Here is a 14,208-nt window from a genome sequence, read left to right as displayed (position 1 = left end):
GACGCGGTCCTCGCCGAGGTCGGATCGCAGGTGTCCCGGTGAGCGGGGGTGGGTTCCGGCCGGCGTCGAGGTACGTGGTGTTGCGTGCCGGGTCGCGGGCGGCGCGGGCGGCGCGGCAATCGGCCGAAGAGGACGAACGCGGCTTCGATCGCTCGGCGGTGCCCACCGTAGGGCCGGAGCGGGAACGAGTGGCCGTCGCCGTCATCCGAACGCCCCCGAGGCGTCGGCCACGGCCCGGAGCACGTCGGCCCGGGTCAGCGCTCCCTGGGTCGCCCGCGCCCGGCGTGCGCGGTGAGGAAGTCGTCGACCACCTGCCGTACATACGCCTTGTCGATCGTGCCGTTGGCCAGGAGTCGGCGGAACACCAGCGGCCCGACGAGGCGGTCGATCGCCGCGTCCGCGTCCAGGTCGACGGGCAGGTCGCCACGGGCCTTCGCGGCGTCCAGGACCACCCTGAAGGGATGGGTACCGGCGCGCTGCAGGATCTCCCGCACGCCCACGAACGCCGGGTCCGAGGCGCGCTCGATCAACACCCGCATGGCCCGCTCGCCCTCACGGTCGTGCAGCAGCATCCGGGTGCCGTCGAGCGCGGCCACCAACTCCTCACGCAGGCCGCCCGTCCGGCTTCCCGGCCGGGAGCCGACGCCGGGGCCGAGCCGATCCCGGTATTCGGCGACGAGTTGCACGATCGCGTCGCGGATCAGCGCGGTGGGCTCGGGCCAGTGCCGATACACCGTGGTCCGGCCCACGCCGCTCCTGGCGGCGACACCCACGTGGGTGACCGCGGTCCAGCCGTCCTCGACCAACAATTCGCGCGCGGCCTTCAACACGGCGGCGCGGCTGCGCAGCGCGCGCGGATGCGGCGCACGTCCGGGCGCGCCGAACCCGTGGGCCACACGCGCGGATTCGGGCATCGTGTCCAGCCTCCTCCGCTGCTCGCGGCCACGCACGGCACGACCGACGAGATCACACCCGCCCGACGCCGAGGGCCCACCGCCCTCGCGAGACGAAGTGTTCCACGTCCACCACCGCGGCCGGCAACAGGCAGCCCCACAAGGGTCGATCGCGCGCCCGCGCGCCGCCCCGAGCCGCGGACACGAGGTGGCGATGCCCGGCTCGGCGGGGGTGCGGGCGGTCGTTCGGCCACGTGAGCGCGTGCGCGTTCGTGCGCGCGGCTCGCGCGGGCGGGGATGATCGCGGGAGTGCGATCGGGAGGCTCGTTGGGTAGAGTGCCGGCGCCGACCGGCACCCGTTCCACGGAGGCGACTTGACCAACCAGCCGGGAAACCAGGGCGCATACGGTTACCCTCCCCCACCCCCGCCACATCCGTCCCAGCCCAAGTGGGCCTGGTGGGTGGTGGGCATCGCCATCCCGCTGATCGGCATCTTCGTCACGATCGCCGTCAGTGGGTCCGATGCGGACTCGAACTCGAAGAACTCGTCCACGAGTACGAGTGCCCCGGCCGCCACGCAGGCCCAGCAGAACCCGCCGGAGAGCGGCCGGTCGGCGTCGAGCCCGCCGGGGTCCGGCGGGCAGACCACGGGCGGACGCCCGTCGGGTGGTCAGCCGCCCAAGGTCCTGTTCGGCCCCGGCACGGTCACCGTCGACCCGTCGAACCGCTACGTCGAGCTCGACACCGGCCCCCCGCTGGTCGGCCAGTCGAACAAGGCGGCGGACATCGTGTTCCTCTACACCTTCGCCAAGCCCGAACTCGTCACCGTCGGCTCCACCCCGACCCTGGCCGCACTTCCGCAGGGCGGTTCGGAGCCGACGGCCGCGACGTGCGCCGACGCGGTCGCCAAGCGCGGCTCCTACCTGGCCGGCGAACTCGCCCAGGGCTCCGGCTTCTGCGCGATCACCAACGAGGGTCGCACCGCGTACTTCCGACTGACCGGCCCACCCGCCGGAAACGCGCCCGTGCGCCTCGAGGTCACCGTGTGGGACCTTCCCGGCAGTTGACCATCGCTCGCGCGTGACGGCCGAATACCGGTCGGAGCCGGCCGGTTTCCGGCCCCGATCGGCACCGGCCGCACCACGTCGCCGATGCCACCGCCGTTGCCGAACCGGCAAAGAATGTTGCCGGATCCGCCGACACCGTCGCATGGTCGTCGTGGAGGTGGTCACGATGACCGATCGGTTGCGGGACGGCTATGACGTGGTGGTGGTCGGCGGCGGCGCCGCGGGGTTGAACGGTGCGCTGATGCTGGCCCGGGCGCGGCGTTCGGTGGTGGTGGTCGACTCCGGCGCCCCGCGCAACGCGCCAGCCGAGGGTGTCCACGGGCTGCTGGGCCGGGACGGGATGCCGCCGGCGGAGTTGTCGGAGCGCGGGCGGGCGGAGGTCCGCGCGTACGGCGGACATGTGGTGTCCGGCGAGGTCGAGGCAGTGACCGGGGTCGAGGGCCGGTTCGACGTGGCGCTGACCGACGGCCGCACCGTCCGCGCCCGCAGACTGCTGGTGACCACCGGGCTGGTCGACGAGTTGCCGAACGTGCCGGGTCTGCGCGCCCGGTGGGGCCGGGACGTGCTGCACTGCCCGTACTGCCACGGCTGGGAGGTCCGCGATCTGGCCATCGGAGTACTGGGCAGTGGGCCGCTGTCGGTGCGCCAGGCACTGCTGCTGCGCCAATGGAGCGACAACGTCACGTTCTTCGCGCACACCCTGTCGCCGACCGCCGAGGACGCGGAGCGGTTGGCCGCCCGCGGCATCCGCGTGGCGGCCGGTGAGGTGTCCTCCTTGGACGTCGTCGACGATCGCCTCGTGGGCGTACGACTGGGCGACGGCACAGGGGTCGGCCTCGACGCACTCGCGGTGTCGCCGAGGATGGTCGCGCGCGCCGGGTTCCTGTCGGGGCTCGGATTGCGGACGGTGGAACATCCGTCGGGAGCCGGCGAGTACATCCCCTCCGAACCGGGTGGTCCTACCGAGGTGCCCGGGGTGTGGGTCGCCGGCAACGTCACCGACCCGGCCGCCCAGGTCGGCGCCGCCGCGGCGGCGGGCGCCACGGCGGCGATCCGGATCGACGGCGACCTGACCGACGAGGCCACCCGAGCGGCGGTCGCCGCTCACCGGGACCCGTTCTCGGCCGCGAACGAGGCGCGGGTTTGCGAACTGGTCCTGGGCGACCGGCGCCACGGCCTGTGAACCGACCCCGCGCGACATGGGCGAGCGGCTCCGCGAGGACCGGGACACCGGCGCCTACACTCCGGGGGTGGCCGAACGGACGAGTACGACGCCGCTGTCGGGTGTGCGCTTCGTGGGATTGCGCTTTCGGCTGGAGACCCGGGGGCTGCATCGCCCGGTCCCCGTCGAGGTCGCCGCGCTCACCCACCACGGGCCCGGTGATCACGTCGCCTGGCGGGCGTACGCCCCGATCGAACCTCCGCCGCCCGGAAGCCCGCCGCCCGCGCCGATCGGCGTCCCGGTGCCGCCCGCCGCACCCGGTTCGCTCGCCGAGGCGCTGGCCGGCGTCGAGCGTCACCTGGTGCGCGACATCCCGCACGCGCTGATCGGGGTGTCGCCGTTCGCCGAGAAGACGCTCGTGTGGGAGCAGCGGGCCTACTGCCCCCTGCTCGCGTCGTCCCTCGTCCTGGACGTGATGGCCCTCGCCGCGATCGTCGCCCCCACCGCCGCGCCGCAGTCCCTGGACGCCCGGCTCCAGCGGATCGGCCTGCGGCCCCCGCCCGAACGCGCCGTCACGTGGGACGCGTACGCGCTGGCACACCTGTTCCACACCGTGGTCGCGCAGGGCGCCGCCGTCGGCCGCTGGTCGACGCTGGAGGACCTCGCACGCGTCGCGGGCTCTGCGCCGCCCGCGCTCGAACCCGAGTTCATGCCCCCGCTCGACGTGCAGGAGTCGCTGTTCGACTGACTCCGGGCATGCCGGCGGCACGGCACCGGGCAGGTCGGCGACGTCGGCATCGGCATCGGCATCGGCATCGGCGAGAACGCGCGCCGTGCCCCGCGAGTCGTCCCGACGCGTCCGCCGCGGGTACGCCGGCCGCGGCGGATCAGCGCGGCGGCGCGGAGAGCGGGCCCCGACCCGCCGTGCGCAGCAGCGGCTTGGTCATCGCGCGGTTGACGGCCGGATCGCGGCCCTGGACGTAGCCGTCGCGCAGCGTGTACCCGCTCGCGGCGAACAGGGCGAGCGCCCCGATGTTGCGGTTGCCCGTCTCCACCACCAGCCGCAGTGCGCCGGCCTGGGCGGCGGTGTGTTCGAGCGTGGCGAGCAGACGGCGTCCGTAGCCGCTCCCGCGCTGCTCCGGGCTGACATAGAGGCGTTTGATCTCCGCCGCCCGACCGGGCATGGTCCGCCAACCGCCGCAGCCGACCGGCGCGTGTCCGTTGTAGGCGAGCACGAACAGGCCCTCGGGAGGCTCCAGATCGCGGGGCTCGCTGGTGTCGGGGTGATCGGCGAACCCGTAGAGGCCGACCTGCTCCGCGTACAGCGCGTGCAGGAGGATCTGGGTGTCCGGATGGGTGTAGGCCCGGGGCACGAGGCGAACGTCGGCAAGGCCGATCGGCAGGTCGGCGCCGAACGGTCCATGGTGGCCCGGCGCCGCCCCCAGCACGGCCCCACCCTTGGCGCGGTGCGCGAAACGGATCAACGACCTGCTCCCTTCCCGCCGACCCCGTGCGTCGGGGCTTCGCAACGATTGTCCGCGAAGCCCCTACCCCGCGAACAGTGGCCACGAAAAACCCACTCGACCGGGGTCGACCGAAACCGGTGTCGAACAACACTTCCGCGCGGTCGAGTTGGGGACACTCCCGGGCCCGTCGCCGGGCGTGGCGCGCGGTGGCGGCGGGCCTGCCCCGCCCGGTCACACCGCGGCCCCGCGGCGGTCGCGTCCCGGTCACACACCGGTCGCACCGACGTCTTCGCGGCATCGCGGCATCACGAGAGTTCCCACGCGCTTCCGGTAAGGGTTATAGTCATACTTAACCAGTTACAGACATCGCGGGGGCAACACACGTGCGGATCCCCATCACCGACTACGCCGTCGGCGCGGCGATCGCGACCGACCTGATCAACACCTCACCCACCGTGCGGCCCACCACCGGCGACGCCCTCCCCGACCCGGGCGCCCTGGCGGACTTCCTGACCGAGCACGGCCTTCGGCCGCACGCTGTCGCCGACGGGCGGGCGCCGACCGCCGCCGATCTCCACGCGGTGGGACTGCTGCGGCGCGAGGTGCGGGTGATCGTGGAGACCGAGACCGAGGAGCACGCCGTCGCGGGCGCGAGCGTGCTCGTCGCCCGCGCCGGGGGCGCGCCGACGCTGGTTCGCGACGCCGACCGCGGCTGGCAGTGGTCCGTCCCGACCGTGCCCGACGCCTGCCTCGCCGACGAGTTGGCCACGCTGATCGGCGTCGGGCTGCTCGGCGTCGTCCGGGTGCTCGGCCACGAGCGCTTCCGGGCCTGCGCCACCGCGGACTGCCGGGGTGTGTTCGTGGACACCAGCCGGGCCGGTCGCCGCCGCTACTGCATGCCCGACCGATGCGGCAATCGGGTCAATGTCGCCAACCACCGCGCGCGCCGCAGGGAAGAGAGCGTGAACCGATGAGCGACACCCCCCTCGCGGGTGCCCTCCGACTCCCGGACGGCACCTGGATCCGCGGTCGCGGCCTGCGCCACCCGCCACCCGATGGACCACCGCCGGAATTCGGCCTCTACCTCGGCTCCGACCGCCTGCGCCGACGGCACGAAGACGCGCTGCCGTGGCCGCACACGTGGCTCGACTGGCCGGACTTTTGCCTGCCACGCGACCGGGACGCGGCCGTGCGGCACATCCGGGCGCTGCACGAGCGGGCCCGTACGGGCGCCTCGGTCGAGGTCGCCTGCGGGGGCGGCGTCGGCCGTACCGGGACCGTCATCGCCTGCCTCGCCGTCCTGTCCGGCGTCGACCCCGCCGAAGCGGTCGACTGGACCCGTCGGCACCACCACCCACGCGCCGTCGAGACCCCCTGGCAACGCCGCTGGGCAACCCGCTTCCCCACCTCGTGACCACGCCCGTGCCGTGCCTCGCGCCGCGGCGACGCGCACGACGCGCGGTCCGCGCACGGGTGCGACGCGAAGTCCGCGCACGGGTGCGACGCGAAGTCCGCGCGCGGGTACGACCCGGATCCGTGCGCGCCTACGCGGCCGACTCGGCCGTCTCGCCGAGGTCCGCCGGTTCGCCCGGGTCGCCCAGGTCGCCCAGCCGCTTCAGCGTGCGCTCGACCGACGCGCGCCCGGCGGGCAACAACGGCAGGCGTACGTCCGCGGTGGGGATCCGGCCCTGGGCGTGCAACACGCCCTTGATCACGGTGGGATTGGGCTCGCCGAAGGCGGCGGCGGACAACCGCGCGAGCGCGTGTCCCAGGTCCCGCGCGCGGGCGAGGTCGCCGTCGCGCCACGCGGCGCACAACTCCGCGAATTCGCGGGTGGCCAGGTGCGCCGACGCGAGGATGCCGCCCGACGCGCCCAACGCCAGCAGCGGTGACAGGAACAGGTCGTCGCCGGCCAGGACCGCGCAGTCCGGTGGAAGGTCGCCGAGCAGGTCCACCGCGTCCTGGTCGATGCCGCCCGGCGCGAACTTGACGCCGGCGACGCCCGGAAGCCGCCCCACCGCACGCAGGTCGGCCGCGTCCAGCGCCTGTCCGGTGCGGTACGGAATGTGGTAGACGATCAGCGGTACGGGGCTGTTGTCGGCCAGGTGGGTGAAGTGCGCGATCACGCCGGCCGGCGAGGGGCGGGTGAAGTACGGGACGGGCACCAGCGCGGCGGCGGCCGTCGGCCACCGGGCGAGGTCCGCGAGAGCCGCCGCCGTGGCCCGGGTGTCGTTGCCGCCGGCACCGATGGTCAGTACCGCGTCGTGTTCCGCGCAGACCCGGGCGCACACGTCGACGACCGCGACCCGCTCGTCGGCGTCGAGCGTGGCGGCCTCGGCGGTCGTACCCAGGGCGACGATCCCCTCGGCGCCCGCCGCCAGCACGGCGTGGGCGAGCTCTTCGAGCGCGTCCCGCGCGACGGCGCCATCGGCGGCGAACGGCGTGACGAGCGGTACGTGGACCCCGTGTCGGGGCGGGTGCTGAGTCATGCCTACGAGCGTGACCCGCGCAGATCCTTCAGGTCCAGTTCATATTCGTGAACGTGAGCGTAAGCTGTACTGATGCTCGACGTCCGCCGTCTGCGCCTGCTGCGCGAACTGTCCCTGCGCGGCACCATCGCCGCGGTCGCCGAGGCGCTCGCCTTCACCCCGTCCGCGGTCTCCCAGCAACTCGGCGTGCTCGAACGCGAAGCCGGGGTCCCGCTCCTGGAGCGCACGGGACGCCGGGTCACCCTCACCCCGGCCGGACACAACCTGGTCCGCCACACGGAGGCCGTCCTCGCGCACCTGGAACAGGCCTCGGCGGACCTGGCGAACACCCGCCGCGGCCTGGCGGGGCCACTGCGGATCGGCACCTTCCCCAGCGCGACCCGGACCATCGTCCTCGGCGCGCTGACCTGCCTCGGCCGGCGGCATCCGGGCCTGGAGCCGATGGTGCTGGAGATCGACCCGGCCGAGGTCGCGGGCGCGCTGCGGGCGGGCGAGCTGGACGTGGCGCTGATCCACGAGTACGACTTCGTACCGCCGGTGGACGAGGTCGGCCTGGCCGGCCTGCCGTTGTGCGCCGAGCCGATGTACCTGGCCTCGACGTCGCCCGCACCGGACCGGACGACCGACGCGTCGATGCTCGGGCACTGGCGGAACTCGCCCTGGATCACCGCTACTTCGGGCACCTTGTGCCAGGCGATGACGATCCGCGCCTGTCAGGCCGCCGGCTTCACCCCGCACGTGCGACACCAGGTGGACGACTTCGCCACGGTGCTGGCCCTGGTCGCGGCGGAGCAGGGCGTCGCCGTCGTACCGCACCTGGGCATCGTGGATCCCCCGCCCGAGGTGGTCCTGACCAGGCTGCCGATCCACCGGCGCACCACGATCGCCTTTCGCGGCGGCGCCGCCGAACACCCCGCGGTGCTCGCGGCGGCCGACGCGTTGCGCACGTGCGTTCCGGCGGAACTGGCCCCCGCGCGGCCGGGTCCGCCGGCGCACTCGCCGCCGCCGCCGAGGGGCTGAGACCCGTACGCCCGAGCCCGCGCGCGACGCCCCGGGCGAGTGGGCCCGGTGGGTCCGGACGAACGATCGTGCCCGCCGTCCCGCGTGTCGCGGTCGGGGTCGCGGCGGCTCACGGGCGACGCTGTCCCCAGCGAGCGGTCTGGACCGGACGATCGCCACGAGGAGGGTGGGCCCCATGCTGGTGCTCGGATACGCGCAGGTCGAGGCCCTGCTCGAGCCGGACGCGTTGATCGACGCGCTCGCCGCGGCGATGGCGGACCTCAGCGCCGGTCGCGCCTCGGCGCCGGAGCGGATCGCCGCCGTGGTTCCGGATCGGGACGCCTTCCTGGCGGCCATGCCGGGACACGTTCCCTCGTCCGGTGCGCTGATGAGCAAACTGGTCTCGCTCTTCCCGCACAACGCCGGGACGCCGCTGCCTACCCACCAGGCGCTGATCGTGGTGTTCGACCCGAAGACCGGTGAGCCGACGGCGTTGTTGGACGGCACCGCCATCACGGCGGTGCGCACCGGCGCCTGTTCGGCGTTGTCGGCGCGGCTGTTGGCCCGCGAGGACGCGACGGTGCTGGCGATCCTGGGCACCGGGGTCCAGGCCCGCTCGCACGCCCGGGCGATGTGCCGGGTCCGGCCGATCCGGCAGATCCGGGTGGTCGGGCGCGATCGGGCGAGGGCGGCGGCGCTGGCCGACGAGTTGGCCGCCGAGGTGCCCGCCGAGGTACGCGCGGTGGCCGACTACGCCGAGGCGCTCGACGGCGCGGACATCGTCGCGGCGGTCACGAACGCCGTGGAACCCGTGGTCCGGCGCGCGTGGTTGTCGCCCGGGACACACGTCACGTCGGTGGGCTTCAACCCGGCCGGCCGTGAACTCGACGACGCCACCGTCGCCGACGCGCTGGTCTGCGTCGAATCGCGCGAAGCCGTGTTGGCGCCGTTCCCGGCGGGCAGCAACGACCTGCTGATGCCGATCCGCGACGGCGTGATCACCGCCGAACACCTCTACGCCGAACTGGGCGAACTGGTCGCCGGCAGCCGTCCCGGCCGCACCTCGCCGGAGCAGCTCACGCTCTACAAATCGGTCGGCGTGGCCGTACAGGACGCCGCCGCCGCGGCCCTGGTCGTCGCCGCCGCCCGCGAGCAGTCGATCGGCCGGGAGATCTCGCTGCGGTAGCGCCGCCGCCGTTCCGCGCGGTGCGCGTACGCGTACGCCCGCACGGGCTCGTGGGGCGCGCCGGCCGGCTCCGGCGTGCCCGTGTGCCGTACGGCACCGGTGGCGGCTCCGGTGTGCCCGGGCCTGCGGGCGGTATGGCACGCTCCATCGGAGCAGGCGCGCCCTTCGCCGGTCTGTCGGCGATCGCGCACGACCGAGACCGAGTTGTGGGGCACCGATGAGCGACGGCACGCGGATCATACGTTGGGGAATCCTGGCCACCGGTGGCATCGCCGCCGAATTCACCGACGCGCTGCGGGGCCTGCCGAACACCGAGGTGGTCGCGGTGGGTTCACGCCGCCTCGAGTCCGCGAAGGCGTTCGCCGAGCGCCACCGCATCCCGCGGGCCTACGGCAGTTGGGCCGAATTGGCGGCGGACGACGAGGTGGACGTCGTCTACGTGGCCACGCCGCACTCCGCGCACCGCGCGGCGGCCGGCCTGTGTCTGGAGGCGGGTCGGGCCGTACTGTGCGAGAAGGCGTTCACGCTCGACTCCCGCCAGGCCCGCGAACTGGTGGATCTGGCCCGCGACCGCGGGTTGTTCCTGATGGAGGCGATGTGGACGTACTGCCACCCGCTGATCCGCCGACTGCGCGAGGTGATCGCCGACGGCGTGATCGGCGAGGTACGGGGCGTCTCGGCGGCGTTCGGGTTCGCCGGGGACTTCCCGCCGGAGCACCGACTGCGCGACCCGGCGCAGGGTGGCGGCGCGCTGCTCGACCTCGGCGTCTACCCGGTGTCCTTCGCCCAGTTGCTGCTGGGTGAGCCGGACGCGATCCGGGCCTGGGCACACCTGACCCCCGAGGGCGTGGACGACAACACGGGCATCGTCCTGGGCTGGGACGGCGGCGCCGTGGCGACGCTGGGCTGCACCTTCACCGCCGACACCGACGCGCCCGCGACGATCACCGGCACCAGGGGCCGGATCGAGTTCTCCGACGGCTTCTTCTACCCGGACCGCTTCGTCGTCCACCGCCCGGGCCACGAACCGCAACCGGTCCTGCTCGCCGATGTCACCGACGACCCCGAACGCGGAACGATGCGCCACGAGGCCGCCGAGGTGATGCGGTGCCTGCGGGCCGGCGAAACCGAATCCCCGCTCGTACCCCTGGACGGCACGCTCGCGGTCATGCGCACACTGGACGCCGTGCGCGAACGCATCGGTGTCACCTACCCGGGAGTGGCCTGACCGGTGTGCTTCGCCCGGTGGTCGCGCCGTGTTCGAGTGAGCCGCGGCGGGACGGGCACTCGCCCGTCCCGCCATCCGCTCGCTCGGTGCGCCCTACCGGGCGAGGTCCTCGGTGAGGGTGTGCTTGACCAGGGCGTTCGCGTGGCCGTGTCCGACGCCGTACTCGGTCTTGAGCCAGGTGACCAGTTCCATGTGCTTGGTCAGCGGCGAGGACCGGATCAGGTCCTGCCAGTCCGCGATCGTGCGGCCGTACTTCTTCTCGATCATCGGAAAGTAGCTCGCGGGGCCGTTCGGGGTCTCGCTCATCGTCCTGGTGTCCTCTCGGCGGATGCGGCGCATGCGGCGGATGGTGTTGTCATGGGTATCGACCGCCGTGCGCCCGCGAACTCATCGGCCTCGGCAAGAGATCCAGGTCACATGCCATGTCGCCCGGTCGTACCGGCGGGCACGACGCCTGGGGCGAGGCGGGGAACCGGGTGGTGATGTCCAGGCCGCCGGTCGGGCGGGCGGTCGTGGTGATCTCGCCCCGATGGGCGGTGACGATCGCGCGGACGATGGACAGGCCCAGTCCCGCGCCGCCGTCGGCGCGGGTGCGCACACCCTCGCCGCGCACGAACGGCTCCAGCAGCCCGTCCGCGTCCTCGGGAGCGACGAGCGCGCCGGAGTTGTCGACGCGCAGGAACGCCCGGGCGTCCTCGGTGCCCGTGGTCACCGCGACGTGGCCGCCGGGCCGGTTGTAGCGGAGCGCGTTGTCGAGCAGGTTTCCGACCATGCGCTCGATCAGGATCGGATCGCCGCCGAGCGCGGCGGGCCGCAGGTCGGTACGCAGTTCGATGCCCCGGGTGGCGGCCTCGTCCGCGGCACCCCTCACCAGGCCCGTCGCCACCTCCGCGAGGTCCACCGCACGGTGCGTGTCGGGGCGTATCCGGCCGCGGGCCAGGGCCAGGAGGCCGTCCAGGGTCCGCCGGCTGTGTTCGACCGCGGTCCTGACGTCCTCGGCCATGGTGAGCAGTTCGGCCCGGTCCGGCTCGCCGTCCAGGGTCACCTCGATCGCGGTGCGCATGGTGGTCAGCGGGGTGCGCAGCTCGTGGGCGGCGTTCGCGGTGAACATGCGTTGGCCGGCCAGCGCCCGGTCGCGTTCCGCGATGCCCGCCTGGATGCGGTCCAGCATGCCGTTGACGGTGTCGGCCAGTTCGGCGAGTTCGTCCGCCGGTGTGCTCACCGGCATGCGCTCCGAGAGGTTCTCCGCCGACAACCGTCGGGCGGTGGCCGAGATCGCGCGAATCGGCCGCAACACCCGCCCGGCCACCAGCCAACCCAGCACGGCCGCGAGCACGACCACCAGGATGAGCGAGATCGCGGCCTGGGTCAGCAATTCGGACAACGTCGTGGCCCGCACCCGGTCCGCGAGCTCCTCCGGCCTCGGCAGGCCCCTCGGCGGAGGCCCGGGGGCGCCGGGCGACTCGGTCCGGATGTCGACCACGATCCGATGACGCATGCTCCGCCGCACCAGCGCGTAGGTCAGCGCGGTCAACGCCACTCCCGCGGCCAACACGAGCGCGGTGTACAGGATCGCCAACCGGCCGCGCGCGCTCAATCGCACGGCCGGGGTCCGCCGATCCGATACCCGGCGCCGGTCGCCGTCTCGATCAGCGGCGGATCGCCCAGCTTGCGGCGCAGCGTGCCCACGGTGATCCGGATCGCGTTGGTGAAGGGATCGGCGTGCTCGTCCCACACCTTCTCCAGCAGCGTCTCCGCGCTGACCAGATCCCCGCCCGCCGCGAGCAGTTGGGCCAGGACACCGAACTCCTTCGGCGTCAGCGAGAGCAGCCGGCCGGCCCGCTCGACGGTGCGCCGGGCCGGGTCCAGCGTCACATCGGCGGCGCGCAGGATCGGCGGTCGGGCCGGCGCGCTGCGCCGCGCCAGGGCGTGTACCCGGGCGATCAACTCGGAGAACGCGAACGGCTTGCCCAGGTAGTCGTCGGCACCGAGGGTGAGCCCGTCGACGCGGTCCTCGACCGCACCGGAGGCGGTCAACATCAGGATGCGCGACGTGCCCCGTTCGGCCATCCGTCGACACACCGTGTCGCCGTGCACCACCGGCAGGTCCCGGTCCAGCACCACCACGTCGTAGGGCGTGGACTCGCCCCTGTCCAAGGCGCTTTGGCCGTCACCGGCGACATCGACGGCGAATCCGTGTTTGCGCAACCCGGCGGCGATGTAGCCGGCCAGCGGCTGTTCGTCCTCAACCAGCAGCACTCGCATGCGCGCAGCATGCCGGCCGGCACATATGGATCCCGTATGGCCGGACGATCGGCCGCCCATCGACCCGCGCCGATAGACAACGGTCATGGCCCACGACACTCCCTCGACCTCCGCCCGATCGACGGTACGACCGTCCCGGCGCTCGATCATCGGCCTGCTCGCGGCCGTTCCGCTCGCCGGCGCGGGCATCCTGGTGGCGTCCGAAGACGCGGACGCCAACGCCGACGCCAACGCCCGTCCGCACGGATCCGGCGTCCCGAAGGACCTGCGCCCCGGCGGTGCGTACGACCGGCTGATCACCCGACTGGCCGCCGAGGACCGGTTCTCCGGCACGGTGCTCCTGGCCCACCGGGGGCGGCCGGTCCTGGCCAGGTCGCACGGCATGGCCGACCGGGTCCGCGCGATCCGCAACGGGCCGGACACCGTGTTCAATCTCGCCTCGATCACCAAACCCTTCACCGGCCTGGCCATCGCCGGACTCGCCCACCAGGGCAAGGTCGCGTTCCAGGCCGGCGTGGGGGCCTATCTCGACGGCTTCCCCGCCGAGATCGCCGACCATGTGACGATCCATCAACTGCTCACCCACACCTCCGGCATCGGCCGACCCCCGCTGGGCAGCGGCGGCCCGCCCGCCGACTGGGACAGCTTCGACAAGGTGCTGGAGGGCACACTCGCCGCCGTCCGCGCGACCCCGCCGCGGTTCGCGCCCGGCACCCGGTACGAGTACACCAACGACGAGTACTGGGTGCTGGGGGCCATCGTGGCCAAGGTCTCCGGCATGTCGTACGTCGACCACATCCGGCGCCACGTCTTCGAACCGGCCGGCATGACCCGCGCCGCCTTCCACGGCAAGCCCGACCTGCCGTCCGTCGCCGACCTCGCCCACCCGTACTGGACGCAACCCTCCGGCCCCCGTATCGACGCCTCGACCAGCCCGTTCTTTCCGTACACCAACGGCCCCGCGGGCGGCGCGTACGCGACCGCGCCCGACCTGCTCGCCTTCGCGCGCGCCCTGACGGCGGGCCGCCTCCTCTCCCCGGCGTTCACCGACCTGGTCACCACCGGCAAGGTCGCCCTTACCCCCGCGCAGCGGCCCGGCCCGCCGACCCAGGATCGTTTCCACGCCTATGGATTCGAGGACCTGATGGTCAACGGACAACGCCTGTGCGGGCATTCGGGCGGCGGGCCCGGCACGGCGAATCAACTGGACGTCTTCCCCGACCTGGACTGGGTGTCGATCGTGCTCGGCAACTACGACGACCGGATCGATCCCATCGTCGAGTTGGGGCGAAAGCTGATCACGGCGTAGTCGGCGCGCCGGCAGCCGGCCGCTCGCCGCTGCCGCTTGTGCACGGCCGCTGTGCGCTCCCGCCTCCCGCTTCCCGCTTTCCGCTTCCCGCTTTCCGCTTTCCGCTTCCCGCCTCCCGCCTCCCGCCTCCCACCCAGGCCACCA

At 73.5% G+C, this 14,208-nt stretch carries 15 protein-coding genes; 9 read left to right on the top strand and 6 right to left on the bottom strand.

What is annotated here, in order from left to right; genetic code table 11:
* Positions 1-254 precede the first annotated feature (254 nt).
* Positions 255-914 carry a TetR/AcrR family transcriptional regulator gene (locus ACWCPW_RS48970; RefSeq protein WP_449768141.1) on the bottom strand — a complete coding sequence of 220 codons (660 nt, stop codon included), beginning with the start codon at positions 912-914 and terminating at the stop codon, positions 255-257.
* Between the two features lie 353 nt (positions 915-1,267).
* Here ACWCPW_RS48970 and ACWCPW_RS48965 point away from each other — a divergent pair, with 353 nt between their 5' ends.
* From ACWCPW_RS48965 to ACWCPW_RS48955, 3 genes are all read left to right on the top strand, one after another.
* Positions 1,268-1,960, top strand: a complete 693-nt coding sequence (locus ACWCPW_RS48965) for a hypothetical protein (RefSeq protein WP_449768140.1) — start codon at positions 1,268-1,270, stop codon at positions 1,958-1,960.
* Between the two features lie 166 nt (positions 1,961-2,126).
* Positions 2,127-3,143 carry an NAD(P)/FAD-dependent oxidoreductase gene (locus ACWCPW_RS48960; protein ID WP_449768139.1) on the top strand — a complete coding sequence of 339 codons (1,017 nt, stop codon included), beginning with the start codon at positions 2,127-2,129 and terminating at the stop codon, positions 3,141-3,143.
* A gap of 16 nt (positions 3,144-3,159) precedes the next feature.
* A complete protein-coding gene (locus ACWCPW_RS48955; protein ID WP_449768138.1) occupies positions 3,160-3,870 on the top strand; it encodes a hypothetical protein in 711 nt (236 codons plus the stop codon).
* A gap of 139 nt (positions 3,871-4,009) precedes the next feature.
* Here the strand turns inward: ACWCPW_RS48955 and ACWCPW_RS48950 are convergent, their stop codons facing one another.
* Positions 4,010-4,606 (bottom strand): GNAT family N-acetyltransferase, encoded by a 597-nt coding sequence (locus tag ACWCPW_RS48950; protein ID WP_449768137.1) that lies wholly within the window; start codon positions 4,604-4,606, stop codon positions 4,010-4,012.
* A gap of 365 nt (positions 4,607-4,971) precedes the next feature.
* Between ACWCPW_RS48950 and ACWCPW_RS48945 the strand changes: the two genes are divergently transcribed.
* On the top strand, positions 4,972-5,562 hold the full coding sequence (locus tag ACWCPW_RS48945; protein ID WP_449768136.1) for a CGNR zinc finger domain-containing protein: 591 nt from the start codon (positions 4,972-4,974) through the stop codon (positions 5,560-5,562).
* Positions 5,559-6,002 (top strand): protein-tyrosine phosphatase family protein, encoded by a 444-nt coding sequence (locus ACWCPW_RS48940; RefSeq protein WP_449768135.1) that lies wholly within the window; start codon positions 5,559-5,561, stop codon positions 6,000-6,002. The genes ACWCPW_RS48945 and ACWCPW_RS48940 overlap by 4 nt, the downstream gene beginning before the upstream one ends.
* Before the next feature lie 130 nt (positions 6,003-6,132).
* Here ACWCPW_RS48940 and ACWCPW_RS48935 read toward each other — a convergent pair whose 3' ends face one another.
* Entirely contained in the window at positions 6,133-7,077 is a 945-nt protein-coding gene (locus ACWCPW_RS48935; RefSeq protein WP_449768134.1) for a dihydrodipicolinate synthase family protein, read from the bottom strand.
* Positions 7,078-7,149: 72 nt separating this feature from the next.
* Here ACWCPW_RS48935 and ACWCPW_RS48930 point away from each other — a divergent pair, with 72 nt between their 5' ends.
* From ACWCPW_RS48930 to ACWCPW_RS48920, 3 genes are all read left to right on the top strand, one after another.
* A complete protein-coding gene (locus ACWCPW_RS48930) occupies positions 7,150-8,097 on the top strand; it encodes a LysR family transcriptional regulator (RefSeq protein ID WP_449768133.1) in 948 nt (315 codons plus the stop codon).
* A gap of 175 nt (positions 8,098-8,272) precedes the next feature.
* Positions 8,273-9,262: an ornithine cyclodeaminase family protein gene (locus ACWCPW_RS48925; protein ID WP_449768132.1), complete on the top strand. Its 990-nt coding sequence runs from the start codon at positions 8,273-8,275 to the stop codon at positions 9,260-9,262.
* Positions 9,263-9,479: 217 nt separating this feature from the next.
* Positions 9,480-10,490 (top strand): Gfo/Idh/MocA family protein, encoded by a 1,011-nt coding sequence (locus ACWCPW_RS48920; RefSeq protein WP_449768131.1) that lies wholly within the window; start codon positions 9,480-9,482, stop codon positions 10,488-10,490.
* A 93-nt stretch (positions 10,491-10,583) separates the two neighbouring features.
* On the opposite strand, the gene ACWCPW_RS48915 is transcribed toward ACWCPW_RS48920, so the two are convergent.
* The 3 genes from ACWCPW_RS48915 to ACWCPW_RS48905 are packed head-to-tail and all read right to left on the bottom strand — an operon-like array spanning position 10,584 to position 12,755.
* On the bottom strand, positions 10,584-10,796 hold the full coding sequence (locus tag ACWCPW_RS48915; RefSeq protein WP_449768130.1) for a DUF4287 domain-containing protein: 213 nt from the start codon (positions 10,794-10,796) through the stop codon (positions 10,584-10,586).
* 49 nt (positions 10,797-10,845) lie between these two features.
* A complete protein-coding gene (locus tag ACWCPW_RS48910; protein WP_449768129.1) occupies positions 10,846-12,093 on the bottom strand; it encodes a sensor histidine kinase in 1,248 nt (415 codons plus the stop codon).
* Entirely contained in the window at positions 12,084-12,755 is a 672-nt protein-coding gene (locus ACWCPW_RS48905) for a response regulator transcription factor (protein ID WP_449768128.1), read from the bottom strand. The genes ACWCPW_RS48910 and ACWCPW_RS48905 overlap by 10 nt, the downstream gene beginning before the upstream one ends.
* Positions 12,756-12,840: 85 nt before the next feature.
* Here ACWCPW_RS48905 and ACWCPW_RS48900 point away from each other — a divergent pair, with 85 nt between their 5' ends.
* Entirely contained in the window at positions 12,841-14,064 is a 1,224-nt protein-coding gene (locus tag ACWCPW_RS48900) for a serine hydrolase domain-containing protein (RefSeq protein WP_449768127.1), read from the top strand.
* Positions 14,065-14,208: the final 144 nt, after the last annotated feature.

Source organism: Embleya sp. NPDC001921, assembly GCF_053594475.1.
Note: the sequence above shows the minus strand (reverse complement) of the source record. Positions and strands in the feature narration are given on the sequence as shown.

Excerpts from the sequence above, each read along its gene's own strand:
- ACWCPW_RS48970 (WP_449768141.1), bottom strand. The coding sequence starts at position 914 with ATGCCCGAATCCGCGCGTGTGGCCCACGGGTTCGGCGCGCCCGGACGT.
- ACWCPW_RS48960 (WP_449768139.1), top strand. The coding sequence starts at position 2,127 with ATGACCGATCGGTTGCGGGACGGCTATGACGTGGTGGTGGTCGGCGGC.
- ACWCPW_RS48955 (WP_449768138.1), top strand. The coding sequence starts at position 3,160 with ATGGGCGAGCGGCTCCGCGAGGACCGGGACACCGGCGCCTACACTCCG.
- ACWCPW_RS48940 (WP_449768135.1), top strand. The coding sequence starts at position 5,559 with ATGAGCGACACCCCCCTCGCGGGTGCCCTCCGACTCCCGGACGGCACC.
- ACWCPW_RS48935 (WP_449768134.1), bottom strand. The coding sequence starts at position 7,077 with ATGACTCAGCACCCGCCCCGACACGGGGTCCACGTACCGCTCGTCACG.
- ACWCPW_RS48930 (WP_449768133.1), top strand. The coding sequence starts at position 7,150 with ATGCTCGACGTCCGCCGTCTGCGCCTGCTGCGCGAACTGTCCCTGCGC.
- ACWCPW_RS48925 (WP_449768132.1), top strand. The coding sequence starts at position 8,273 with ATGCTGGTGCTCGGATACGCGCAGGTCGAGGCCCTGCTCGAGCCGGAC.
- ACWCPW_RS48920 (WP_449768131.1), top strand. The coding sequence starts at position 9,480 with ATGAGCGACGGCACGCGGATCATACGTTGGGGAATCCTGGCCACCGGT.
- ACWCPW_RS48915 (WP_449768130.1), bottom strand. The coding sequence starts at position 10,796 with ATGAGCGAGACCCCGAACGGCCCCGCGAGCTACTTTCCGATGATCGAG.
- ACWCPW_RS48905 (WP_449768128.1), bottom strand. The coding sequence starts at position 12,755 with ATGCGAGTGCTGCTGGTTGAGGACGAACAGCCGCTGGCCGGCTACATC.
- ACWCPW_RS48900 (WP_449768127.1), top strand. The coding sequence starts at position 12,841 with ATGGCCCACGACACTCCCTCGACCTCCGCCCGATCGACGGTACGACCG.